Here is a 22,803-nt window from a genome sequence, read left to right as displayed (position 1 = left end):
GGCCGACACATGCCGCGCCGACCACACCGCCCGGGGACCAGAAACATCCCGTGCTATGCGGTCACCACTTGTACGTCCAGACGGTGTCGTTGTACGCGTCGGAGCTGTTCACGTAGATCCGGATGCGGGCGGTGTCGTCTTGGAACGTCTGGCCGGGTTTCCAGGTCTGCGTGTCCAGCGTGGTGCAGTTCCCGGTGGGGGCGGCGGCGTCGGGGTTGTTCACCACGCGGATCGGGCCGTTGCCGGTGGTGGCGGAGGTGTCGACCTTGTAGATCAGTACGCCGGTGGCGCAGGCGTTGGAGTCGTTGTTGGCGGCCTTACGGGACTCGGCGACATAGGCCGTGGTGGTGCTGCTCTTGATCACCGCCAGCTTGTAGCCACTGCCCCCGTACTCCACTCCGTTCAGGGGAGTGGAGTACGTGCCCGCCGTGGACAGACAGGAGACCTGGCTGTCGGTGATCCAGCCGAACTTCCACGCATGCCAGCCGAGGAACTGCGGGGCCGCGCCGCTCACCTTGCCCATGACGTCCCAGCCGCCGACATATTGGTGCTGATCGCCACTGAAGGCGTAGAGGTCGGGCAGGCCGAAGGTGTGGCCGGTCTCGTGATCGGCGACCTTGTAGCCCCAGTACCACATGTCCTGTCCGAAAGTCACCGCCCACTTGATAGCCACCCATGCGTTCGTCGCCTTGTTCCAGACCCAGGTCGGGTTGGCGGGGTCCTGGACCCAGGTGGGGGTGTGAGAGATCGCTGCCGCGGTGCTGGTCGGCACGATGTAGAACATGTCGTAGTCGGCGATGTTGACGCCTGCGTCGGCGGCACCGGTGAGCGCGTCCTTCACATATATCCGGTGCGTGTCCCAGGAGAACCCGCGCGCCCAGTTGTAGTCGGTGGAGTTCTTCGGCATGCGCACCCAGTTGCCGTGCGGGGCCCTCAGGTCCAGCCAGGTCTTGCCGTTGGATGCCTTCCACATCCAGTCGGCGGCGCCGGATATCTGGTTGTAGTAGGGCGTGAGAGGCAGGGACGTCCCGGTGGCGTCGGGGAAGTCCACATAGATCACGCCCACGCGCTTGGTGCCCACCGGGTTCTGGAACCGGGCGTAGTCGGTTCGCTGGCCCTCGTTGGTGTAGCCGGTCGTCCCCTGGAGCGCACATGTCGAGGTGCTTCCGTTGGACCCATGAGCGGGCGCGGGGACGATGACCAGGGCAAGCAAGGCGAGCAGGACTGACAGGACGCGTACGGGCGCCGCGACGCGTGTGCGCCGCATCCCGAGGGAAAGGCTCATGATGTGTCTCCGTGGGGGGAGAGTGATCCGGACTTCGAGGCCCGGGTGGCTGAAACCTTCTCATGGGCGGCGTGACAACGTGGTGTTCACCGCAGGCGGGGGCGGCCGGTGTGCCGAGGGGGCGGCCGCCTGTTCGCCACTGATGAGGGTCGGCTGCCACGCCGTCGCACCCGTGATCGCGGCCAGGGCAGCTTCGCGGATGAGGCGGGCCAGCCGATCGGCCGGCGGTGCGCTGGTGGAGGTAGGCCCAGCACGGAGGCGGGGCCGAATGTGACAACACGACTTGTTGCTCCGCCAGCGGGTTGAACACGCCGGACCGCCATCGGCGTGGCTTCCTGGCAGTGGACACCACTCATTTCCACTTCGCCCTCGCCGGTTGCGTGGCCGAGCGTTTCGACATGCGCCTGCAACGGGCCTGCCCGGTACCACCTGGCCGGAACAGCGGCAGGCGCCATGGGATGATCTTGAACCACCGAGGGGCTGCCGCGGGTTCGGCGAGCATAGGTGGTAGGCGGCCGGGGTCGTCGATGGCCGCAGGTCGAGGCCGACGTGGAGGTGGCGATGAGAGTCGTGTTCGTGCATGGGGCGTGTGTGCGGGACGGGTCGTGGTGGTGGCACCGCACCGCCGAACTGCTGCAGGAACGAGGGGTGCCGAGCGTGGCCCCGGCGCTACCGAGCTGCGGCGAGGCGGGCCTGCCCGGCGGCGTCGGCGGTCCGGGGCTGCCGGAGGATGTCGCCGCGGTGCGGCAGGTACTGCAGGCCGGCGACGAGCCGACCGTCGTGGTAGCCCACAGCTACGGCGGTATCGTCACCGCGGAAGCGGCTGCGGGAATCGGGGCGGTGCGCCACCTGCTGCTGGTCTCCAGCTACCTGCCCGAGGCCGGGCAGAGCCTGTCGGAGTTCGGGGACGGCAGCCCCGCCCCCTTCCTCGACGTCGACCCCGACGCCGGCACCTTCGAGGTCCGCCCCGACCTGCTCGTGGACACGTTCCTGCAGGACTGCGACCCCGAGGTCCATACGCAGGCGGCGGACCACCTCGCCCGGCAGAGCGTGCGGGTGACCGGGCAGCCGGTCGGGGCGGCCGCATGGCAGCAGGTGCCCTCGACGTACCTCGTCTGCGCTCAGGACCGGGGCACCCCGCCGCGGCTGCAGCACGAGTTCGCCCGCCGGGCCGGCAGCATCGTCGAGCTCAACGCAGGCCACCACCCGTTCCTGTCCCAGCCCGCCGCCGTCCGGGACCTGCTGCTGAGCCTGTGACGGCAGCCGCGGGCCTGGACTGGAGCGCCACCCGGCCAGTACCGCCACCCCACCAGCGGCGCACCAGGGCTGACTGACAACCGGAGCGCATTGCGCCCCTGAACTGGGCCGATGCCCACATGGAGAGGGCCCGTGGGGAGTGCAACGCAGTGTTGCACTCCCCACGGGCTCTCCGGGCTTGTTGCCGGACCAGAACCTAACTTGACTCTGTCGGGGATGTTGGTGTTCGGCTGCCTGTGATCATCGTGGTGCGTCAGCCTCGCGGGTAAACGAGGCCCGTGAGACTGGCAAGGAGTGAGAGGTGTCGGTACGTCCCCGTCCGGGTGCCGAGATCCCGGCGTTGACCGCGCGGACGGCACGGGCCAGCAACCCGGTGGAACGACGGCGATGTGGGTGCGTGACCGCCTCGACTGCCTGTGGAGCGACGAGGATTTCGCCGTCCGCCGCTACGGTCGGCCGGTGCGCCTCGGCAAGAACCCCACCCGGCCCAAGACCAGGAGCAACACCACCGAGACGGAAGCCCGCCGACTGCTCGAACACCTGGCCCTGAACCATCCTGGCCTGCTGGACGGCCCCCAGATGCGGGCCCTGCGGCAGATCCTCGTTCAGAACTACTACCGGGACACCGCCGGCCGCCTGCGCCGGCGCGACGATGACGGCGCCCTGCCGCCTTCCGCGCACCGAATCGTCCGCCAGGAGGTCACCTGCCGCAGGGCCAACTCAGCATGGGCTGATACGGCCCCTACCCGACATCCCCGCCAACCGCTGCCCCGCTGATCGTGGCCCGCTTCAGCAAGAGCCAGTGCCGGGCCCGCCCAGTCCGGGCCAAGTGCACCATCTCCCGCGACGCCGCCCGCAACGTGGGCTTCCCTCCGAGCGAGCTGCACGAACTACAGATGCGCAACCGTGCCGAGCGGCAGGAACCGGCCTGGCACAGGCGCCACGCAATGCGGTCCGGCATCGAGGGCACCATCTGCGAGTTCGCCCACGGCCACGGCATGCGCCCCTGCCGTCACCGCGGGCAGGCCAAGGCACACGTGCGGCACGTACTCACCGCCCTCGCCGTCAACATCGAACGCCTCAGCCGGCAGTCTCCGGGCGAGAGGACACCCGCACGACCACCGACTGCCTTCCAGGACCACGTCGACCAGCAAGGCATCCAGCGCCTGCGTTCTCGGCGAGCCGTCAGCTGACGCCGCAGTGACCAAGATCCCCGACAGAGCCAAGCTCAGATGCCTGTGTGCCCCTTCAGTGGATGAGGTGGACGGTGAGCTGCGTATCGGTGGCACTGACGTTGTCGGCGGAGAGGTAACCGCGGGCTGTGCGGAAGAACCCCGTGCCTCCTGTGATCGCGAGGCTGACGTCGCCCGGGCCGGCGGCGGTGACGGTGAACCTTCCTTGGAAGGTGATCTGCCCCTGGATCAGGGACAAGGAGCCCGCGCACTGCAGATCGAACTCGTCAAGCGGGGCAGTTCGGGTCAATGTGCAGACCTCGCCGTAGTTGCCGACCGTGGCGCTGCCGAGGAGGAGATCCCCACTGACGACGATTTCGTCCCCTTGGCTGGGCCCGGACGACCCGTCCACATCGATGTTACTGATCTGGGTCTGCCTCGCGATCAGCTGAAAAACTTCCTTCGCCTCAGACTCGGGCGCGGGGCCGGTATCGCTGACAGCCGACGCCGGGGAAGAGCAGACAAGGAGGGCAGCCAATCCGGTGGCCGCGCTCAGACCGAGATGCTTGAAGGGACGCACGATATCTCCTGTCGGACCAAGGGAGCGGTTCACTGACCACGCGTCATGTGACTCAACCGATTCCCATGTCAGCCTCACGTGGATCGCACGGCTGCGCGACTCATGCATGCCATCCAGGTGAACGACGTGGGAGCGCCGACCGGGCAGTGCTGCGCGAGGCCTTCGGCCCCGGGCCGGCCGGGCATCCGGCGCCGCTTATACGATCGGCGGGCCGTTACCAGCATGACCGCGTGACAGATCTGCGACTCGACGCGCCCGAGCCCCTGCTCACCATTCAGCGCCGTACCGGCCTGGCGGACGAGATCCGGCGCGAGACTGCCCCGCTCCTGGCCGACGAGGCCATCAGCGAGCCCCTCGGGCAACGATCTCATTCCGCTTCCCGAGGCGCTCACGATCCGTTTCGGACTCCTCGGCAGGTCAACGGCTTTGTGGGGCCCGGCAATGACGGCACCGACGGCCGCTCGAACCGGGTCCGGAAACACGGTTGTCGTCGGCCGTTCGAGCCGGGATGATCTCCGCCCGTGACACACTTCCTCGCTCCACTCGCCATCCTCCTGGTCATCGCCGCGGTGCGCAGCATGCGCAGCGGTTCGGGCAGCAGCCCCTCGCCCGCGAAGTCCGGTGCCGGCCGTCGGGCGCCGGTGTCGTTCGACGCCGCCGCGTACGGGCTGGTGCCACGTGAGGCGCTGGACCCGAGCCGGTCGGGCCCGCCGCAGAGCGAGCGGGCACGCAAGGAGTCGCAGGCGCTGGCGAACACCGCCTGGGGCGGCGACTGGCGGGCCGCCGCCGAGCACATCAAGGCCGCCGAGGCGGACTGGGACGAGCACTGGGACCGCTTCGAGCTGCTGCGGGCGATCGCCCGCGAGGACGACGCGTGGCTGAAGAAGTGGCGCGAGGCCGACCCGGGCGACTGCAACGCGGCCGCCCTGGAGGCGGACCTGATGGTGCACCGCGCGTGGGCGGTGCGGGGTGCGGGGTACGCCAGCGAGGTGCCGGCGGAGCGGATGGCGGAGTTCCGTTCGCTCCTCCCGGCGGCGATCGAGGCGGCGAAGCGGGCCACGCTGCTGGCGGCCGACAACCCGGCGCCGTGGGTGGTCATGGTGACAGCGGCGCGCGGCGCGCAGTACAAGCCGGACCGCTTCCAGCCGCTGTGGGACGGCCTGGTCGCCCGCGCGCCGCACCACTACGAGGGTCACTGGCAGGGCATGCAGTACCGGTGCGCCAAGTGGTACGGCTCCAACAAGCAGATGATGGAGTTCGCCGAGCGGGCCATGGACGACGCCCCGGCCGGCAGTCCCCTCGCGGGCATCTACCTCCACGCCCTGACCGAGCTTCAGGAGCGCCGCTCCCCACTCCCCGCCGGTGCCCAGGCGCGGCAGCGTCTGTGGGCCGTTTCGGACGCGCTGGCGCAGGTGCCGGCCGACAACGGCAAGGTTCCGGGCCTGCGGCAGCTGCTGGCCTACTACCTCGGTGAGGCCGGCATGTACGAGGCGGCGGTGGAGCAGTTCCGCGTGCTCGGCCGCTGGTGCGGGGCCTCGGTGTGGTCCGACCAGGGCGATCCGGTCGAGGCATTCCACGCCGCCCGCGCGATCGCGGTGGAGAAGGCGAAGCTCAAGCCGCTCCCGCCGGAGGAGCGGCCCACCATGAACCTGGACGCCACCCATCACTGACCTGGTCGGCGATGGCTGACGGGGGCCGGCGTCACTGACAACACGCCGGCCCACCCGCATCGCGTGGGCGGCGTTCCCCACGGGAGATCGGGGCAGCGCGCCGTCCTTACGTCAGGTCCGGCTCGATGAGCGGGGTGACGGCCACGCCGCGCGCATACTCCTGGAACCAGCGGACTCGCCCGCGCCGCACTTCGGCCGTCATCCGGCTCGACAGGGCATTGACGACGAAGGGCCCCACCCCCCAGAAGCCGAGCGTCACGTCGTGGCGGCCGCCCGGCCCTGCCCCGGTCTGCATGTGGGTCAGCAGGGCTTTGAGGCCAGGGAGGCCGCTGCCGCCTGCTTCGTCGATGCGAACGCCCCGCCCATCATCGGCACACACACGCCGCCGTCCGGTGTGAGAGTGATGTCGACGCACCTGGCGTGGCCGGCCAGGACCTCGTTGACGGCCCGGTCGGCGACCTCGAACACCATGTGCGGCAGGCCGCGTGGACAGCCTAGTTGTTGCGGGTCATGAGGTTGTTGACAGGGTGCTGGCTGCGTCCGCTGCTGGCGACCCGCCTCTGACATGAGCGCGAGCCGGTATCGGAGACCTACGGGGGCCGGTTCCCTGCAGTCGCTATTTGTCGGCGAGCCGGGCTTTCTTGACCCTGTTGCCGCAGGTGTTCATTGAGCACCAGCGGCGGTTTGTGCCGCGACTGGTGTCGAGGAAGAGGCCGGCGCAGCCGGGGCCTTCGCAGGCTTTGATCCGGCTGCGGTCGGGGCCTCCGAGTATTTGGATGGCGTCGGCGGCAAGCACTCCGAGTGCGTCCGCTACCGGCGCTTCCTTGCCGAAGTGCCAGACTGCGAGCCCGTTCTCAAGGCCGGGCCTTGGCTGTCCTGCGGCCGCGGCCCCGTTCAGGATCGCCGCGTCACCCGGATCGGGGCGTTGGGTGGCGGCGACGGCCAGCCCCGCACGGTAGATCGCTTCTCTCAGGGTTAGCGCATCCTGGAGCTCGGCGGGCGAGACGTCAGGCACGCCGAGCCCCACGGCATGCAACCAGAGCTCAAGCCGGCCGGGGTTGGAGAGCCGCTCCTGGGGCGCCGCGCCGGCCCGGTCGCTCATCGTGGCGGTGAAGCGGAACGCCAGCACTTCGTTGTCCAGTCGGAACAGTCGACGGGCCTCCACGGTCACCCCCCTTCCGCAGGTATCACCATGGACCTACCTGAACCATCTTAGCCAGTTCGACACAGGCGTCGACTCGCGCCACAATGTGAACCGTCTTAGACGGTTCGTATTGTGGAGGTTGTGCTATGGGCGAGGTTGCGGTCATTGGTCTGGGCGGGATGGGGCGGGCGATCGCGCGCAATCTGGTGCGGGCAGGCCATGAGACTGTGGTGTGGAACCGATCAGAGGGGCCTGCGGAAGAACTCGCGCAGGCCGGCGCCCTCCACGTCGCATCCGTTGCGGAGGCCCTCCGGTGCCCGGTGGTGTTCTCGGTCCTGTCCGACGACACCGCCTTCACGGAGACCTTCCTGGACTCCGGGGTCCTGGGCCAGGCTCGACCTGGAGCGGTCCACGTCAACGTGGCTACGGTGAGCGTCGGGCTGTGCCGCCGGGCCGCAGAGGCGCACGCTGAGCACGGGATCGGCTATGTCGCCGCCCCGGTGTTCGGCCGGGTCAGCGTCGCGGAGGCCGGTGCACTGAACATCCTCGCCGCGGGAGAGCCCGGGCTCATCGACCGGGTTCAGCCGTTCTTCGACGCGATTGGATCGCGCACCTGGCGCCTGGGCGAGCGGCCCGAGCAGGCCAACACTGCCAAGGTCCTGGGCAATTACCTGATTGCCTGCGCGATCCAGTCGCTCGGGGAGGCGGTCAGCGTCGCCGACGCGGCTGGCGCCGACCCGGGTCAGTTCGTCGAACTGCTGGCTTCGACGCTTTTTCCCGGACCCGTCTACTCCGGATATGGATCGATGATCGCGCAGCGGAGATACCAGCCGGCCGGGTTCACCGCAGCACTCGGGCGCAAGGACCTCCACCTCGCCCTGGAGGCAGCAGCCGGTCAAGCGGTCTCCCTGCCGTTCGGTGAACTGCTCACAGGCGTGTTCGACCAGGCGATCGCCGACGGCCGCGCAACGGACGACTGGGCCGTGATCGCCGAGCAGCAGCCGCGGTGAACACCGCTGCTCGCACCGTCGTCGCCGCGCGGCGCCCAGCGCCGGGCAGGGCGGTCCGCGTGCTGTCCGTGCCGCTGATGATGCTCGCCGGAGGGCTCCTTGCTGCCCAGTCCGAGGTCAACGGGCGCCTCGCCGCCCAGCTCGGCACGGGGCCCCGCGCCGGCATCGCCGCAGGAGCTATCAGCATCGGCGTCAGCCTGCTGGCGCTGCTGGCCGTCAGCTCGCTCATTCCCGCACGCCGGCGCGAGGTGGCGGGAATCACCTCAGTCTTTCGAGAGAGACGGCTGCGGCCTTGGGAGGCCTCAGGCGCAGTGCTGGGCGCCTGCTTCGTCGCGAGCCAAGGCCTCACAGCCCCGATGATCGGGGTGGCACTGTTCAGCGTCGCCGTCACCGCGGGACAAGCATGCAGTGCGCTGTTCGTCGACCACATCGGCCTCAGCCCGGCAGGACGACAGGCCGTCGGCCGCTCGCGCGTCATCGCAACCGCCCTGGCTGTCGCGGCCATGGGCATCGGCGCGAGTGAGCAGCTCGCAGCAGGCGTTGCCTGGGCAACCGTTCTGGCCGCCGCCATCCCGCTGGCCACGGGGGCCGGCCTGTCGGTGCAGCAGGCACTCAACGGGCGCATCGCCCGAGTTGCCGGCCCATGGGCCGCGACCGTGAACAACATGGTGGTCGGCCTGGCCACACTCATCGTGGCCTTCGCCGTCAGCCTGCTCGCTGCAGGCAGCCTGAACGGGATGCCCGGCGATGCCGGCCTCTACGCCGGCGGGCTGCTCGGCACCGCCTTCGTCGCTCTGACCTCCTGGCTGGCCCGCATCCACGGCGTTCTGATCCTGGGACTCTCTGTCATCGCAGGACAGGTCCTCGCCGCCGGAGCGATCCAGGCGGCACTCCCGCACGGGCACGCCACGCCGATGAGCCTGATACCCGTCGCGCTCACACTCACCGGCGTACTCATAGCCCTCCGCCGGCGTGCGCACCACTGAGCCCCCACCCCTTCCCGCCAATCCCGCCTCCGGAAGCAAGGAACACCTCTTGTCCCACCGCAACGCCCCGCTGACCGTCGAAGGACGCCGACGTCTCGTCGAACGCTGCAAGACCCGCCCCATCGCACACGTCGCCGCGGAGATGGGCATCTCGCGCGCGTGTGCTTCCAAATGGGTCAACCGGTACCGGCGGTACGGGGAACTGGGCCTGCTCGACCGCTCCAGCGCACCGCACCGCCAACCGACAGCGACCCCTTGCGAGGTGATCGCGAGGATCGAGGCGCTGCGGCGGGAGCGCAAGTGGCCCGCGGCCCGGATCGCGTTCGAGCTCGCCGCTGACGGCATACCCATCTCCCGCCGGACGGTCACCCGCCACCTCGCCGCGCTGGGGCTGAACCGACGGAAGTTCATCGACCCCATCGGCGAGACGAACCGCGAACCGCGGAAGATCCACGCCCGCAGGCCCGGTCACATGGCCCACGTGGACGTGAAGAAGGTCGGCAGGATCCCCGACGGCGGCGGCTGGCGCGCCCACGGCCGCGGCAGCGACCAGGCGAAGGCCGCGGACCGGGCCAAGGCCAGGGGCGCCAAGGCCGGGTACGTGTACCTGCACTCGGCCGTGGACGGGCACACCCGCCTCGCCTACACCGAGGCCCTCCCCGACGAGAAGGCCAGGACAGCGATCGGGTTCGTCAACCGGGCCAAGGCGTTCTTCGCCGCCCACGGGATCACCAGGATCGAGCGGATCGTGACCGACAACGGCGCCCGCTACCGCGCCCACGACTTCGCACGCGTGCTCCAGGGCACCCGCCACCAGCGGATCACCCCCTACACGCCCCGCCACAACGGCAAGGTCGAGAGGTACAACCGGATCCTCTCGGAAGAGTTCCTCTACGCCCGCGTGTGGACCTCAGAAGCCCAGCGTACTGAAGCCCTTTCGGTCTGGAACATCCACTACAACTACCATCGACCACACACCGCTGTCGGAAACCAGCCCCCGGCCACGCGAGCCTGCAGCAGCGTCATGGCCTCATACACCTAGTGCCGTCAACGTTCGGGAACGGTGCGGTGTATTGCCACCTGCGGTGCGATGAGAGGGGTACCTCACAAGAGTGTGTAGGTGAATGCACCTGTGGCGGTGCTGGTGCCGCCCGCTGTGGTGACGGAGACGTTGACGGTGCCGAGGGCGTGGGCGGGCGTGATGACGGCCAGCGTGTGGGTCCCGGTGACCGAGAACGGTACCGAGGTGGTGCTGAAGAGGACCTGGGAGGTGGTTGCCACGTCGCCGATGGCCGTGATGGTCACCGACCTGCCGCCTCCTATCGGGCCGGACGTGGGGGCCAGGGTCAGCGTGCCGGGGTTCGCGACGTACGTGTAGGTCAAGCCGTCGAAGGTTCCGGCGGCGGTCGTGATGCTGACCGATACGGCGCCGGCGGTACCCGCCGGGGCGGTGAGCGCGAGCTGGCCGTCGGTCTTCGAGGTCACGGTCGCGGCGTTGGCACCGAAGGAGACGCCGGTGGTGGTGTCCAGAGCGATGCCGGTGATGGTGACCGTGGTGCCGCTCGCGAGGGGACCGTACGTTGGACTCAGGGAGGACGCGACCGGGGCCGGGATGTAGTAGAACGGCGTGCCGCTGCTGGTCTGCCCGTTTGCGAGGACCGCCCTGACCTGGACCACGCCGGCACCGGCCGGCGATGTGCAAGTGACGTTGTCGGGAACGGGGTGGTACGTGACGCTGGTGGCCGGATTCGAGCCGAACAACACCTCGCTGATGGCGCTCAAGGCGTTGGGGGTGGTGCTCGTGATGGTCACGGAGGTGCCACCCCCCGTGGAGCCCTGATTGGGAGACAAAGGCATGGGACTCTCCTCATCGTGATGCTGCACTCCGGTGCGCCGCCGCCGCGAGCGGCCAGACCAGCGGCTACTCCAAGCGCCGTACGGCCTCCCATAGGCGGCCCGCCCGGTCGGGTTGCATACCAGTAGCCCAGTCGGATGACGTCCACGACAAGCACGCTGATCAGAAATCATCCATCTGGCGGGGCGCGTGAGTCGCACCACTCGCCGAGGCGTGTGCCCCGCGCCCAGGAGCGCTCGGCCCCGAATGCGGTCCAACCGCGCCAGGCGACCCGCGCCGCCCAGCGGACGGTCGCAAACATCCCGCCGGACTCTGTCGCACATCCGGTGGCAACGGATCGTCACCGCCGACCCGTCGCCGGTTGCAGACAGTGCGGGCCGCACTCTGACGTGATGTTCCACGATCCGGCGGAGCTGTCGTGGGGATGTCGGTCCCGGTCAGCCTGGCTCACTTCGGCGGCCGCTGCGCAGGCCGACCGATTCCGTAGCGCGACCGCTTCAAGCCTCGGACGTGCGAGTTCATTGCTGGTGGGCTTAGCCATCGCGATGAGCTCTTCGAGCTGCCGAGCGATCGCACGCTCGCCCGGTGGGTCACTCCCGCAGCCCGTGTCGAGCTGCTGCTCACGCCTTACGATCCCGAACTCGACCCCGAGGTCTGGAGGCCGCTGACCGACTGCCGCGCGGCGGTCTGGCGGATCGACGTCCTTGCGCCGATCGAGCGGGTGCAGTTCTCGGCGGGGCTGCCGGTGCGGCTTCCGGCGGGTGCCGACGCGGGGTGGGACGGCGGGCAGGCGCTGGCTGCTCCCGGAATCGGGGACGAGGAGACCTTCGAGGCCGAGCACGCGGACGGCCCCGATCTGGAATCCCTCATCGGCTTCAGCCCGACACACGCGGTGGACGTCATCGCCGGGTGCAACAGACCGATCGATCACCTCGCCACGGCCCTGCTGACGGCCGCCGTCATGGACGTGGTCGGCGGCGTTGCCAATGCTGATACTGGATGACCAGGTTGCAGTCGTGGACGGACTTCCTGGTGTCCTCGCGATGACGGATGGCCCGCTGCCGACCGTGTTCGGCAGGGCGGAACTCCTGCGCGCATGGGCGGCTCAAGCGGGGTTCAGGCTTCTCAAATAGTCGACTGTGAGAACGTGTTCAGTCCGTGAGAAGGACGCGCTTTCGTAGGAGGTCGAATCCCCCTCGTCCGTACATCTGGCGCTTGAGCATCCTAGACGCGACTGACGTGCCCTTCGACCGTGCCAGAGCTCCAGGGCGGAGTCAGTCCGGCGATCACGGCGTCCAGGTCGCGTTCGAGTCCGGCAGCGAGGGCGTGCAGGCCGGGGAGGTCGTCGTGCCGTACCGCTTCGAGCCGCTGCGGCCGTCGTTCGCCCTCGCGTTGGGTGAGCTTCTGCGCGAAGGCCTGACATGGCCGGAGAGATCCCGGAATCTCCACACCTGCCCAGAGACCGCGCCTTCGACCCTCATGCCTGATGGAACATCCTCACAGCCGGCGCCCGGCCACCTGGCGGGATCGGCCGGGCCCGAACGCGAGGTGCCCCGAGCGAGACGGCCGGGGGCACCAGTGCGAGTGGGCTGCGATCAGCTCTCGGCGGCGTGACGGCGGCGGGAGACGGCCACCAGGGCCGCACCGGCGACGACGGCCGCGGCGGCGACGCCGGCCTCCCAACCGAGGCCCTCGTCCGCGCCGGTGGCGGCGAGCCGGTCGGAGGTCGGGGCCGCCGGCGTGGTGACGGGTACCTGCGCGGGCGCCACAGCCGGAGCCGGGTTGGTGTTGGTGTTGGTGCTCACGGCACTGACAGGCTGGACGGTCTGGCCGGAGGACTGGCTCTGCCCGGTACCGGTGTTCTGGGCCTGGTCCGGCTGCTGGACCGGCGTGGTGGGCTTGGCCGCGGCCGCCGCGTTGGCCTCGTCCTCGGCGCGGGCCTTGTACTGGCCCTCCTTCAGAAAGGCGAGAACGTCCTGGGCAGTGCCCTTGAGCGCGGCGACGGCGGCCTTCTTGACGGCGGGACCACCGATCGCCATGACCTGTACGGCCTTCACCCGGTTGTCGATCTCACGCGCGTCCGCAAGACCGACCTCGAGGAAGCGACGCAGGTCGGCCGGCTTGCCGTCCAGGGCCTTCTGGGCCCCCTCGTAGACGCTCGGGCCGATCTCCTTGTCGGCAAGGAGGGTCAGGATCTCGACCCGGTCGTCCTCGGCGCGGGCCTTGTGCTGGCCCTCGTTCAGGAACTTGAGGAGAGCCTCGGGGGTGTTGATCCTGAGGGCGTCGTCGGCGGCCTTCCGGACAGCGCGCCCGGCGCCGTCGAAGATCTGCGCGACCCTGATCCGGTTGTCGGTCACACGCGCGTCCGCGAGGCCGACCTCAAGGAAGACCCGCAACTCGGCGGCGGTGCCGTTGACGACCTTCTGCGCGGCGGCGCGAACGGCGTACCCCGAGTCCTTGTCGGCCAGGATCCGCTGGACCTCGGCACGGTCCTCGTCCTCGGCGCGGGCTATGTACTGGCCCTCCTTCAGGAACTTGAGGATGTCCTCGTCCGTGCCCATGAGCGCGGCCCTGACGGCCTTACGGATGGCAGGACCGCCGGAGTTGAGGAACTGGGCGACCTTCACTCGGCGGTCGGCCCAGCGCTGCTTGTCCAGTTCGACCGTGAGGAAGTGCCGCAGGTCCGCCGCGCTACCGGCGAGAGCCTTCTCGGCAGCCTCACGAACGCCGCGACCCGACTCCTTGTCGGCCAGGATCCGCTGGACCTCGGCACGGTCCAGCGCCTCCTGGGAGTCGTGGTCCCCCATGGCGTCGGACGCCGTGTCCGGACCGGACACCCCGGCGGGCGCCGGCCGCTCGGCAGCGGACGCCATCGACGGGAACAGGACGGTGGGCGCGAGCGCAGCCGCGGCAAGAACGGCGGACACCTTGGGCAACTTCATCAAGCAAACCTGCTTCTTGAGCGGAGAACACGGGGAGAGATCGTGAACCCGGCAAGCATAGATCGTTTCATATCATCAACATGCCAACTTATTTCGTCCTGTCCTGCGCACACGGGACTACGATGCCAGCCCGGCCCGGTCCGAAACCATGATCCGCTGGGCGGTGTGTAGAGGTTCGCGAGTACCCACTCGTTCGCGGGGGCGGACGGCCCGGTAAAGCGGGCTGTCGGTCGAATGCCCCGGCCTCCGGGCAGAGCAACGATCCCGCAGTATGCCGCCATCATGACGGATCGTCGACCGTATCCGAGCGACCTGTCCCACGCTCGCTGGGCCCTGATCGAACCGACCCTGACCGCCCTGGCGACAGGAACGCACCGCACGAGCACTCGCCCTTCGGCCGTCCACCCGGGCACGACCTGCGCGACCTGCGCGACCTGCTGGACGCGATCCTGTCAGCCTCATGACCCGCCGCCTCACCGGCGAAACCACCCCCACCTGGCGCGGAACCTGACCACCAAGACCAGGGACGAAACGCCCAGTAGGGCATGAGGGCCTCGATGTTCCGGTCCCCTCTGGTGACCCGACGTAGGCCGCCGCGCCGGAGCTTGTCCCGCGCGGCGGCCCCGTTGCGGGTCAGCTGAGCCGTGTCGTGGCGTAGGCCTCGATGGCGTCCCGCTGGTAGGCGGCCAGCCCTGGCGTGATCGCCTCGTACGCGGCGCGCCAGGCGTCGTTGTCCACGCAGGAGCGGCCGATGGCGCGGTACTCCTCGGTGGACACCGCGCGCAGTTCCGTCAGGGCCCGGTACTGGGCGTCGATCTCGGCCTGGACGGGTTCGGCGTCGGCCGGGAGGCCGGCGGCCAGGAGCTCGGCGAGCCGGATCATCTGTGCCGTGCGCTCGCGCTGCCCGGCCTCGACGTCCTCCGGGGTCATCGCGGCGACCTTGCGGCCGACCGCCTCGGCGTGCTCGGGGAAGTCGCGCAGGCTCTCCTCGTACTGGGAGGGCCGGACGCCCTCGAACAGGTTCTCGGGTCGGTTGATGGCGGTCATGGGTGTGCCGTCCTTCCTGGACTGCTCCAGTTCGGCGATCGTGCGGGAGACGGTGCCGGCCAGGGCATCGAGCCGGTCCCGTTCGGCGAGCAGCCGTCGATGGTGGCCGCGCAAGGCCTCCACCTCGTCGACCTGCTCGGCCAGGATCCGTCCGATCTCGGGCAGCCCCAGGCCCAGCGCCCGCAGGACGAGGATCTGCTGCAGCAGCAGGAGCTGGTGCTCCTCGTAGTAGCGGTGGCCGTTGGCGCCGATCCGGGCGGGCGGCAGTATGCCGATCTCGTCATAGTGCCGCAGGGTCCGGGCGGTCACGCCCGACATCCGGGCGACCTCCGCGATCGGCCAGTCCATCGCCGCCTCCCTCACGACCACGTCACCGGGCCGGTCTCTCCGGCCCTGTCCAGGACGGTAGAAGCTGCCGCAGCGACAACGTCAACCCCGGAGCCCAGACCCACCCGACCTCGCCCCGTGGGCACACCCGCGACGCCGCAGGCAGACCGATACGGAAGCCAGCTGCTGTCGAAACCCGTGAACATTTCGATCCGGTCCTGAGCCCCCGGTGCCTCCGAACCGGTGTCGAATCGTCGTCCTCTCTCGTGAACAGAGCCACCACGATGGTGTCGTTGACCCCCATCGCGTGCGGCACACCGCCGCCGCGCCTCAGCGAGCGGGCCCGGTTGCACATCTTCCGCCCCGTGGGCAGCGTTCCTCGAAGCACCGAGTTCCCAGCCGCCGGCATGACGCCCTCAGCCGCAAACCGCCCTCCCGACCAGCAGCGCGGTGTGCGTCGTCTTGTCGATGGCGTCGGGTGGCCGTGCTGGAGGTGGAGCACCGCCGCGACAGCGTGCATTCGCTACCACTCGACCGCGCGCGGGTTGAACGCGCGGAGCTTGACGGTCTGGAGGATCTGAGCGGCGTGCTGTGACAGCGGCCAGCCCGAATCCCCACGGACGGCCAGTCGAGAGCATCACTCTTCGTGAGCAGCGCCGAGCCTCTCTGGAGATCACTCACCCGGCGGGGGGAGGCGGATCGTCTGGGCGGTCGATGCCGCCAGGTGGCGGTCGATGCGACGTTCGGGGGTATGACCGGTGATGGAGAGACGTTGAGGACCCTCTGGCGTGCATGGTGGCAGCGGTGGCCACGATGGGTGGGCCGGGTGGCAGTGCTGTGGGCTGCGGTCTACGGCGCCTTCGGCCTTGCTTGTGCCCTGAGCGGGACGCCGGTGTTCCACGACGGCGTCATCCGGGGAGCCATCGCGCTCGACTGGGCCGTCGTGGCGGTGGGCGTGCTGGCGGCGCTGGTCTGCGGGGCGGTGGTGCGCCACGGGCTGCGACCGGCGCTGCGGGTGCTGCTCTGGGTGCTCTGCGGGCTGACGGGGATCGCCGCGTTCAGTCTGCTGATGGACGTGATCACGCTGATGACGGGCGAAGGAGTGGACAGCCGAGTGGCCGCCGCGAACCGTTCGCTGGCGGCCGTCGGGGCGGTCCTGCTCGCGGCGACTGCCCGAGCCGTCCGTCGCCCGACCACCGGCGCCACCGCGCCAGCACCCTCTCTCGCCCCCTTGCCGGTCCAATTCGCCGCCTGCGCCGGCACTGTGGCCTTCCTTCCGTACGCTGCGATGAAATTGGTCTGGGTGTCCGGCGGCACCTTCGCGGGGGTCAGTGGCAAGGAGATGATCGCGATCTCCGAGCGCAACGGCGCCTCGGGGATCTGGCTCACCCTCGAATCCTGGGGCCTGGATGCCACCGTTCTGCTGGCCGTCCTCGGCGTCTTCCTGCTGTGGGGGCTGGTCCGCCCGTGGGGTCAGGTCTTCCCGCGCTGGACGGTCTTCCTGCACGGCCGACGGGTCCCTCGCTGGCTCCCGCTGACCCCGGCCCTGATCGGCGCCGCCACCCTCGCCCCCTACGGACTACTCGGGCTGGGCTACTGCACCCTGGCCGCGGCGGGCGTGGTGACGATGCGACAGGGCGACGCCCATTCCCCGGGGGACGCGCTGCTGATGAGTTGGATCGGCATGGTCGCGTTCGCCACGTACGGTGGCGCGCTGACCATCGCCGCCCGCTCGTACTGGCTACGGACCCGTCCGATCAATCAGCTGCCTGTTCGCACGGAGTGACATCCGTGGCCCGCCGGCTCCCCACTGACCGGCCGCCCCTGGGGCGTTCCAACTGGCCGCCGACAGACCGCCCAGGGCCCCTTGCAGGTCCAGCAGGGCGGGCGCTCGACGATGGCGGTGCGGGCGACCTGGAGGCGCTCCTGGCGTACGCGCCCCCGGCGAACTTCGCGGCCACCCGGGCCGGGGCCATCGTGGAGCGGTCGACCTCGACCATCAGAACCGGCACCCCGACCTCCGGAGCCTGAAGCACCGCACCCGGACCCGCCTTGCGCCCGCCGCCCGGCAGTACGAACTCGACCCCCGTCGCCCTCAGGACGTCACCAGGCCGACCCCGCCCGCCGCCTGACACCGGCCGGCTGGCCGCGGGGCCCGTCAAACCGGCACCGCCGTCCGGATGACCGCCCGTCTCACTCCCGGCCGGCGGCCCGACCCTCGGCGCCGCCGTCCTCGGGTCCGCCGCCCCAGGCCCGGTAGGCGGCCACGGCGGTGGGCAGGGTGGGGAAGATCCGGTCCGCCCCGACGGACTCGGTCAGCCCGTACGCGTCCAGCTCGCCCCGCAGGTCCTGCTTGACCCGGGCCAGCGCGAAGACCACGCCGCGTGCGGACAGTTCGGCCCTCAGCGCCTCCACCGAGTCCAGCGCGGTGATGTCGACCTCCACATTGGCCTCCGTGTTGAGGACGAACCAGCGGACCGGGGTCCTCTCCTCGGCGACCGCGGCCAGCGCCCGGCTCCGGAAGTCCTCCGCGTTGGCGAAGAACAGCGGCGAGTCGTAGCGGTAGACGACCAGCCCGGGGATCGTGCGGGCCTGCGGGTAGTCGTCGATGTCGTGCATGCCGGCGACACCCGGCACCATGCCCTGGACGGCGTCGTGCGGGCGGGCCACCCGGCTCAGCAGCTCCGCCACCGACAGGCCCACCGCCACCAGCACCCCGTACAGGATGTCCAGTGCCAGCACCCCCACCAGGCAGCCGACCGCGAGCAGGAACTCCCGGCGCCTGAACCCCTTCAGCCGGCGCAGCCCCGCCAGGTCGATCATGCGGATCGCGGCGAAGACGACCAGCGCGCCCAGCACGGCCGACGGCGTGTACTTCAGCAGCGGGCTCAGGAACAGCAGTACGGCGAGCACGGCCACGCCGGCCGTCAGCGCGTACGCCTGGGTGCGGCCGCCGGCCGACTGGGCGAGCGCGGTGCGGCTGGCGCTGCTGCTCACCGGGAAGCCGTGCAGGAACCCGGCGCCGAGGTTGGCCCCGCCCAGGGCGAGCAGCTCCTGGTTGGCGTCCAGTTGCTCGCCCTCGCCGCGGGACTCGAAGGCCCGCGCGGTGAGGATCACGTCGGTGTAACCGACGAGCAGCACCCCGAGGGCGGGCAGCAGCAGGCGGTGCACCTCGCTCAGGTCCGGCAGCGAAAGGCTGGGCAAGCCGGCCGGGATCTCGCCGATCACGGCGATGCCGTGGTCCTGCAGACCGAACATCGCCACCACCGCCGTGCCGAGGACCACCGCCAGCAGCGGTCCGGGGAGTCGGGGGAGGAAGCGGTTGACGGCGAAGAGGAAGAGCAGCGCCGCCGCGCTGAAGACCACGGTGGCGGTGTCCGCCTGTGAGAGGTGCTGTACGAAGTACTTCAGCTGCGGGCCGAAGCCCTCGCCCTCCACCTCGACGCCGGTGAGCTTGGACAGCTGGTCCACCATCATGATCAGGGCCACCCCGGCCAGGTAGCCGATCAGGACGGGCCGGGAGAGCAGGTCGGCGACGAATCCCAGCCGGGCCACCCACGCCATCACGAACAGCGCGCCGACCACCACGGCGAGCGTGGCGGCGAGCACCGCGTAACGGCCGGTGTCCCCGCCGGCCAGCGGGCCGACCACGGTGGCGGTCATCAGCGCGGTCGTCGACTCCGGCCCCACCGACAGCAGCCGGGACGACCCGACGAAGGCGTACACGGCCAGCGCCGGCAGGATCGCCCAGAGGCCCGCGACCGGTGGCAGACCCGCGACGCCGGCATAGGCCATGACCTGCGGTACGAGGTACGCGGCCACGGTACCGCCGGCCAGCAGGTCACCGCGCAGCCAGGGCTGCCGGTAGCCCCTGAGCACGGCGAGCCCGGGGAGTGCGGGATGGACGGACGGACGCCATCCGCCGCTCCGCGGGACAGGCTGCGGCATGATTCTCCTTCCGTCGACCGGCCCATGATGCGCCCGCGGCGGGCGGCATCGGGGGAAGCCCCCGGCGCGTCCGGGCCGGAATGTCGCAACCTCCGGCCCTCTCGGTGGCCGATCACGGAGCCAGGGTGATGTGGCGGTGCCAGGAGGTCCAGTGGCGGACCTGGTAGCGCACGGGGCGCACATCTGCCGAGGGGCTGGGCGGCGGCGCTTCTGTCATCGCCGGCCGTTACGGTGGCCCGCATGGCCCGCATGAATGAGAACACCTACTGGACCTCTGCGCCGGACCGGATCGTGCGCGGCTCGATGAGTCTGTGCCACCTGACAGCGTTCGAGGCGCCATTCAACGTCGACGCCCGTAACCTGCCCCCCAACGACCCTGAGCGCGCACGCGCGTTCGTCGAGTCGTTCGAGGGCATCGAGGCCGTCCTGGAGGACCTCGGGCCGCGCTCCGCGCAGACCCCGCTGCCATCGGCAGCACGGTCTGATCTGGACATCGTGCACGCTGCCGCGTGGGGTGGCATGTTGAGCATCGTGACTCCCGCGTTCGCGACCGACGGCAACGACGAGCCGCTCCGGTCGGCGGCGAAGGAGTTGCGGGAGCGGTTCCCGGATGCGCGGATCGTGGGACGGGTCTCCTACCATGGGGGGATGGAGCACACCGAGAACATCGTGTGGTTGCCGGACGGAGCGATGTTCCACGCATCGGGATGGCCGGATGATGAGCCGTTCGTCATCTCGGGCGATCCGCGTGCGGTGATCGCGTCCCTGGATCTCAGGGGGTGGCTGGTGGACAACGCCGGCGTCGACCTGGACGAGCCCGCGAACGAGGTCTACTGGGCGGGCCTGGGGGGCTTGGCGCTCGGGCATTCGGATCCCTGGGGGTGGGAGGAGATGGAGACGACGGCGTTCCGTGTGCGGCACTCCGAGGACGCGGTCAGGGACATGGAGAGCTTGTACTTCGTCTAGTACTCCAGTGCGACTTCGTGATTCGACGTCACTGCGGTTGCCATAGTGGCTAGCTGACGGTGTCCTCGCCGATCGCCCGGATGACGTCGGCAAGCCAGATCAGGTGGTAGCCCACAGCCCGGTCCTCGTCGGCAAGCAGGCCCTCAAGGGTGCTGCCATGACTCGGAGTGCTGCCCGATCGTGAGAGTGCTCGGTTCGTTGGTGACGTCGTAGAGTTCATCGCCCGGAACAGACCAGAAGTAGTCGTCTTCGATTGCCACCGTGTTGCCGGCTGACGCTTCAACGTGTCGAAGCGCCAGCTCGAAGGCGTGCCAGAGCTGATCGAGCGGAATCTGCAGGGGGTCGCTGGCCATGCGCTCATCTTGGCCGGTCAGGAGCCGCGTTGGGTCCACCCGGCCGGGAACGGGAGCGGCCACCGCGTGATCATCAGAGGTTGTGTGGACTTCTGAAGATGGTGCGATGGCCGCGAGCCATGGCGTAGGCCCTGCCCGCTGGCAGGCGATGTCCGACCAGGCCATGGTCCGCATCGCGGGCCGGTTCCGACGAGTGGAACCAAGAGCGACGGCACGGGCGTTCGTCCTCGGGCTGCTTGTCCGGCGTCGAGCGCGACGCGGCCCAGCTGACGATTCCCGCGGTGGCCGAGCGCGCCGGCGTCAACCCCACCACCATCTACCGGCGCTGGGGCACGCCGCAGGCCCTGCTGGCCGAGGTGCGGCCCGCACATTGAGGACTGGTTCCTCACCGCTGCCCTGGTCGACGTCGCCGAGGGCGCGGGGCGGGACGAGGATGCCGCCGTGCTACTGGCTGCCCGCGTCGAGGCGGGGCACGGCCGCGACACCCCGTCGTGCTGCCGCCGCAGCATCGAACCGTTCAACGCCGTCGACCTGCTCGCCGCGATCCGCGAACGCCAGGGCGGTATCGACGAGGCTGTCGCCTTGCTGCACGCCCGGGAGAGCACCTCGGTCAACGGCCGCGACCAGCTGGCCGACCTTCAGGAGCGGAAGAATCGGTAGGGCCGGTGCGGGTCGGCGGACAGCCAGCGCGGGGCCGTGGCGGTGAGGGCGAGTGCGACGGCGGAGGCGGTGGCGAGCCAGGCGGCGCCCACGCCGGTGAGCCCGTAGCGGGGCATCAGTGCGAGGACGAGGGCCAGGAGCAGGCTGGCGAAGGCCAGCTGGAGGCCGGTCAGGGAGATGAGTGCCTGGCGGACGCGGGCGACGTGGACGGCGACGCCGAACAGGATGTTGGGCAGCGCCGAGAGGGCCATCAGCCGCAGGACGGTGGTGCCGTGCTCGGCGTAGTCGGCGCCGAACAGGCTGAGGATCCACGGCGCCGCGGCGACGACGGCTGCGGTGGCGGGGGTGATGATGATCGCGGTGTGGCGGAGCATGCGGCGGGCGTGTTCGGCGAGGTGGTCGGGGTCGGCGGCGCCTTCGACGGTGAGGGACTGCCCCATGGCGTAGGCGGCCTGGTAGAGGGTGTCGGTCACGAGGTAGGCGAGGGAGTAGTAGGCGGCCTGCTCGGCGCCGAGCGTGGCGAGGACGAGCAGGGGCAGGGATTTGGAGGCGGCGACCTGGCCGAGCTGGCCGATGTAGTCGGCTGCGGCGTAGCTGGCCATGCGTCGCGGCCTGGCGGTGTCGGGGGCGGGGCTGTGGCGGGCGGCGGGCAGGGCGCGGGCGAACAGCACGACGTTCGCGGCCGTGACGGCGAGCGCGAGGCCTGCCGCCCAGGACAGGAGGATGCCCGCGGCGACGGCCAGGGCCGCGCACACGGCCAGGCCGGCCGCCTTCGCCACGGCGAAGACGAGGTTCTCCACCAGCACCCAGCCGGGCCGGCGCAGGCCGGTCAGCGCGCCGTCCTGCAGCACGAAGACCGCGTACCCGGCGGTCGCGGCGATGAACAGCACGGCCGAAAGCGGCTCGCGCAGCTCGGCCAGGCCGGAGGAGATCCTGGGGGCCACCAGGACGAACGCGGCTGCCACCGCCGCTCCGACCGTGGTGGCGACGAGGTAGCAGCGCACCACCAGCCGCCGGCCCCGCTCCCCCGCGGTCGGCAGGAACCGGACCAGGACGTCGCCGAGGTTGAGGGAACCGAGCGTGGCCAGCAGCATCGCCGCCGACAGCAGGGCGTAGCTGCGGCCGACCTGGGCGGTGCTGAACCATCTGGCCGCCAGCAGCCAGAACAGGGCGCCGAGGACGGCAGCCAGCACCGCGCTGGCGGCGAGGATCCGTCCGTTGCGTACCAGTGGTGCGCCGGCGGCGGGTGCGGCCGTGTTCTGGAGGCGCTGCCGGACCCGGACGAACGGCGCGCCGGTCTTCCCCCTCACGCCCGCCGCGCCTTCTTCGGCTTCAGGCGGGCCGGATGGGCCCTGCTGCTGCGGCTCGATGCGGGCGGCACCGGCCCACGGGCCGGGTACGCGGTGATGCGCGTGCCCTCGGGGCGTGGGCCTCGCACCTGCACTCTCGCTGTCACTGTCGGGTCGTCCGGACCGTCCAGCGGCCGGACCGTCGGGACCCGCCGCATCGTCCGGCACCGGGCACGGCGCACCGTGCCGCCCGGTTTCGCCCGCGTGCCCTGCCCATCGTGCCCGCAGGTCGCACACCGCGGCAGCGCGAAC

The 22,803-nt window shown here is 70.3% G+C and carries 25 protein-coding genes and 1 pseudogene; 15 read left to right on the top strand and 11 right to left on the bottom strand.

Translation table 11 applies throughout. The features are described 5' to 3' along the window. Positions 1–61: 61 nt before the first annotated feature. Complete coding sequence (locus ACIBH3_RS26025; protein WP_396314497.1) at positions 62–1,285, bottom strand: peptidase M6; 1,224 nt, start codon at positions 1,283–1,285, stop codon at positions 62–64. Between the two features lie 561 nt (positions 1,286–1,846). Between ACIBH3_RS26025 and ACIBH3_RS26020 the strand changes: the two genes are divergently transcribed. The 3 genes from ACIBH3_RS26020 (at position 1,847) to ACIBH3_RS26010 (ending at position 3,735) form a co-directional block, all read left to right on the top strand. Continuing rightward, complete coding sequence (locus ACIBH3_RS26020; protein ID WP_396314496.1) at positions 1,847–2,542, top strand: alpha/beta hydrolase; 696 nt, start codon at positions 1,847–1,849, stop codon at positions 2,540–2,542. A gap of 387 nt (positions 2,543–2,929) precedes the next feature. Then, positions 2,930–3,319 (top strand): hypothetical protein, encoded by a 390-nt coding sequence (locus ACIBH3_RS26015; RefSeq protein WP_396314495.1) that lies wholly within the window; start codon positions 2,930–2,932, stop codon positions 3,317–3,319. A 2-nt stretch (positions 3,320–3,321) separates the two neighbouring features. Beyond that, on the top strand, positions 3,322–3,735 hold the full coding sequence (locus ACIBH3_RS26010) for a transposase (protein WP_396314494.1): 414 nt from the start codon (positions 3,322–3,324) through the stop codon (positions 3,733–3,735). A 55-nt stretch (positions 3,736–3,790) separates the two neighbouring features. Here ACIBH3_RS26010 and ACIBH3_RS26005 read toward each other — a convergent pair whose 3' ends face one another. After that, on the bottom strand, positions 3,791–4,294 hold the full coding sequence (locus ACIBH3_RS26005) for a hypothetical protein (RefSeq protein ID WP_396314493.1): 504 nt from the start codon (positions 4,292–4,294) through the stop codon (positions 3,791–3,793). Between the two features lie 230 nt (positions 4,295–4,524). On the opposite strand from ACIBH3_RS26005, the gene ACIBH3_RS26000 reads away from it, so the two are divergent. Continuing rightward, on the top strand, positions 4,525–4,806 hold the full coding sequence (locus tag ACIBH3_RS26000; protein ID WP_396314492.1) for a hypothetical protein: 282 nt from the start codon (positions 4,525–4,527) through the stop codon (positions 4,804–4,806). Positions 4,807–4,815: 9 nt separating this feature from the next. Beyond that, complete coding sequence (locus ACIBH3_RS25995; RefSeq protein ID WP_396314491.1) at positions 4,816–5,964, top strand: hypothetical protein; 1,149 nt, start codon at positions 4,816–4,818, stop codon at positions 5,962–5,964. Between the two features lie 106 nt (positions 5,965–6,070). On the opposite strand, the gene ACIBH3_RS25990 is transcribed toward ACIBH3_RS25995, so the two are convergent. The 3 genes from ACIBH3_RS25990 to ACIBH3_RS25980 form a co-directional block, all read right to left on the bottom strand. Then, on the bottom strand, positions 6,071–6,259 hold the full coding sequence (locus ACIBH3_RS25990; protein ID WP_396314490.1) for a hypothetical protein: 189 nt from the start codon (positions 6,257–6,259) through the stop codon (positions 6,071–6,073). Between the two features lie 5 nt (positions 6,260–6,264). After that, positions 6,265–6,435 carry a hypothetical protein gene (locus ACIBH3_RS25985; RefSeq protein WP_396314489.1) on the bottom strand — a complete coding sequence of 57 codons (171 nt, stop codon included), beginning with the start codon at positions 6,433–6,435 and terminating at the stop codon, positions 6,265–6,267. A gap of 145 nt (positions 6,436–6,580) precedes the next feature. Next, positions 6,581–7,135, bottom strand: coding sequence for a CGNR zinc finger domain-containing protein (locus tag ACIBH3_RS25980; protein ID WP_396314488.1), 555 nt, complete (start codon positions 7,133–7,135; stop codon positions 6,581–6,583). A 119-nt stretch (positions 7,136–7,254) separates the two neighbouring features. Between ACIBH3_RS25980 and ACIBH3_RS25975 the strand changes: the two genes are divergently transcribed. Genes ACIBH3_RS25975 through ACIBH3_RS25965 form a run of 3 tightly spaced genes read left to right on the top strand, consistent with a single transcriptional unit; the run spans position 7,255 to position 10,146 of the window. Next, positions 7,255–8,118 carry an NAD(P)-dependent oxidoreductase gene (locus ACIBH3_RS25975; protein ID WP_396314487.1) on the top strand — a complete coding sequence of 288 codons (864 nt, stop codon included), beginning with the start codon at positions 7,255–7,257 and terminating at the stop codon, positions 8,116–8,118. After that, positions 8,115–9,104: a DMT family transporter gene (locus tag ACIBH3_RS25970; RefSeq protein ID WP_396314486.1), complete on the top strand. Its 990-nt coding sequence runs from the start codon at positions 8,115–8,117 to the stop codon at positions 9,102–9,104. The genes ACIBH3_RS25975 and ACIBH3_RS25970 overlap by 4 nt, the downstream gene beginning before the upstream one ends. A 49-nt stretch (positions 9,105–9,153) precedes the next feature. Further along, on the top strand, positions 9,154–10,146 hold the full coding sequence (locus ACIBH3_RS25965) for an IS481 family transposase (RefSeq protein WP_396314485.1): 993 nt from the start codon (positions 9,154–9,156) through the stop codon (positions 10,144–10,146). A 62-nt stretch (positions 10,147–10,208) separates the two neighbouring features. Here ACIBH3_RS25965 and ACIBH3_RS25960 read toward each other — a convergent pair whose 3' ends face one another. After that, positions 10,209–10,961 carry an IPT/TIG domain-containing protein gene (locus ACIBH3_RS25960; RefSeq protein WP_396314484.1) on the bottom strand — a complete coding sequence of 251 codons (753 nt, stop codon included), beginning with the start codon at positions 10,959–10,961 and terminating at the stop codon, positions 10,209–10,211. 719 nt (positions 10,962–11,680) lie between these two features. Between ACIBH3_RS25960 and ACIBH3_RS25955 the strand changes: the two genes are divergently transcribed. Further along, positions 11,681–11,962, top strand: coding sequence for a DUF6368 family protein (locus ACIBH3_RS25955; protein ID WP_396314483.1), 282 nt, complete (start codon positions 11,681–11,683; stop codon positions 11,960–11,962). Further along, positions 11,946–12,092, top strand: a complete 147-nt coding sequence (locus tag ACIBH3_RS25950) for a DUF6368 family protein (RefSeq protein WP_396314482.1) — start codon at positions 11,946–11,948, stop codon at positions 12,090–12,092. Before ACIBH3_RS25955 ends, ACIBH3_RS25950 begins: the two co-directional genes overlap by 17 nt. Positions 12,093–12,554: 462 nt before the next feature. Here ACIBH3_RS25950 and ACIBH3_RS25945 read toward each other — a convergent pair whose 3' ends face one another. Continuing rightward, the gene (locus ACIBH3_RS25945) at positions 12,555–13,901 is read right to left on the bottom strand and encodes an ALF repeat-containing protein (RefSeq protein ID WP_396314481.1); all 1,347 of its coding nucleotides are present in this window, start codon (positions 13,899–13,901) and stop codon (positions 12,555–12,557) included. 282 nt (positions 13,902–14,183) lie between these two features. On the opposite strand from ACIBH3_RS25945, the pseudogene ACIBH3_RS25940 reads away from it, so the two are divergent. Next, positions 14,184–14,329: pseudogene (locus ACIBH3_RS25940) on the top strand (IS5/IS1182 family transposase); the annotation flags it as partial. 205 nt (positions 14,330–14,534) lie between these two features. On the opposite strand, the gene ACIBH3_RS25935 reads toward ACIBH3_RS25940, so the two are convergent. Next, positions 14,535–15,296: a MerR family transcriptional regulator gene (locus tag ACIBH3_RS25935; protein ID WP_396314480.1), complete on the bottom strand. Its 762-nt coding sequence runs from the start codon at positions 15,294–15,296 to the stop codon at positions 14,535–14,537. 805 nt (positions 15,297–16,101) lie between these two features. On the opposite strand from ACIBH3_RS25935, the gene ACIBH3_RS25930 reads away from it, so the two are divergent. Further along, entirely contained in the window at positions 16,102–17,061 is a 960-nt protein-coding gene (locus ACIBH3_RS25930; RefSeq protein WP_396314479.1) for a hypothetical protein, read from the top strand. Between the two features lie 407 nt (positions 17,062–17,468). Here the strand turns inward: ACIBH3_RS25930 and ACIBH3_RS25925 are convergent, their stop codons facing one another. Further along, positions 17,469–19,223 carry a SulP family inorganic anion transporter gene (locus ACIBH3_RS25925; RefSeq protein WP_396314478.1) on the bottom strand — a complete coding sequence of 585 codons (1,755 nt, stop codon included), beginning with the start codon at positions 19,221–19,223 and terminating at the stop codon, positions 17,469–17,471. A 240-nt stretch (positions 19,224–19,463) separates the two neighbouring features. On the opposite strand from ACIBH3_RS25925, the gene ACIBH3_RS25920 reads away from it, so the two are divergent. Then, positions 19,464–20,189 carry a DUF6333 family protein gene (locus ACIBH3_RS25920; RefSeq protein ID WP_396314477.1) on the top strand — a complete coding sequence of 242 codons (726 nt, stop codon included), beginning with the start codon at positions 19,464–19,466 and terminating at the stop codon, positions 20,187–20,189. 143 nt (positions 20,190–20,332) lie between these two features. Here the strand turns inward: ACIBH3_RS25920 and ACIBH3_RS25915 are convergent, their stop codons facing one another. After that, entirely contained in the window at positions 20,333–20,542 is a 210-nt protein-coding gene (locus tag ACIBH3_RS25915) for a hypothetical protein (RefSeq protein ID WP_396314476.1), read from the bottom strand. A 236-nt stretch (positions 20,543–20,778) separates the two neighbouring features. Here ACIBH3_RS25915 and ACIBH3_RS25910 point away from each other — a divergent pair, with 236 nt between their 5' ends. Together ACIBH3_RS25910 and ACIBH3_RS25905 are read left to right on the top strand one after the other, a co-directional pair. Further along, positions 20,779–20,916 carry a helix-turn-helix domain-containing protein gene (locus ACIBH3_RS25910; protein WP_396314475.1) on the top strand — a complete coding sequence of 46 codons (138 nt, stop codon included), beginning with the start codon at positions 20,779–20,781 and terminating at the stop codon, positions 20,914–20,916. Positions 20,917–20,983: 67 nt separating this feature from the next. Further along, on the top strand, positions 20,984–21,202 hold the full coding sequence (locus tag ACIBH3_RS25905) for a hypothetical protein (protein WP_396314474.1): 219 nt from the start codon (positions 20,984–20,986) through the stop codon (positions 21,200–21,202). Here the strand turns inward: ACIBH3_RS25905 and ACIBH3_RS25900 are convergent. Further along, positions 21,181–22,512, bottom strand: a complete 1,332-nt coding sequence (locus tag ACIBH3_RS25900) for a lipopolysaccharide biosynthesis protein (protein WP_396314473.1) — start codon at positions 22,510–22,512, stop codon at positions 21,181–21,183. The two genes, ACIBH3_RS25905 and ACIBH3_RS25900, sit on opposite strands and share 22 nt — an antisense overlap. Between the last annotated feature and the right edge of the window lie 291 nt (positions 22,513–22,803).

It is taken from the genome of Kitasatospora sp. NPDC050543, from assembly GCF_044457565.1.
Lineage (GTDB): Bacteria > Actinomycetota > Actinomycetes > Streptomycetales > Streptomycetaceae > Kitasatospora.
This window is presented reverse-complemented; position numbering and strand designations above follow the sequence as displayed.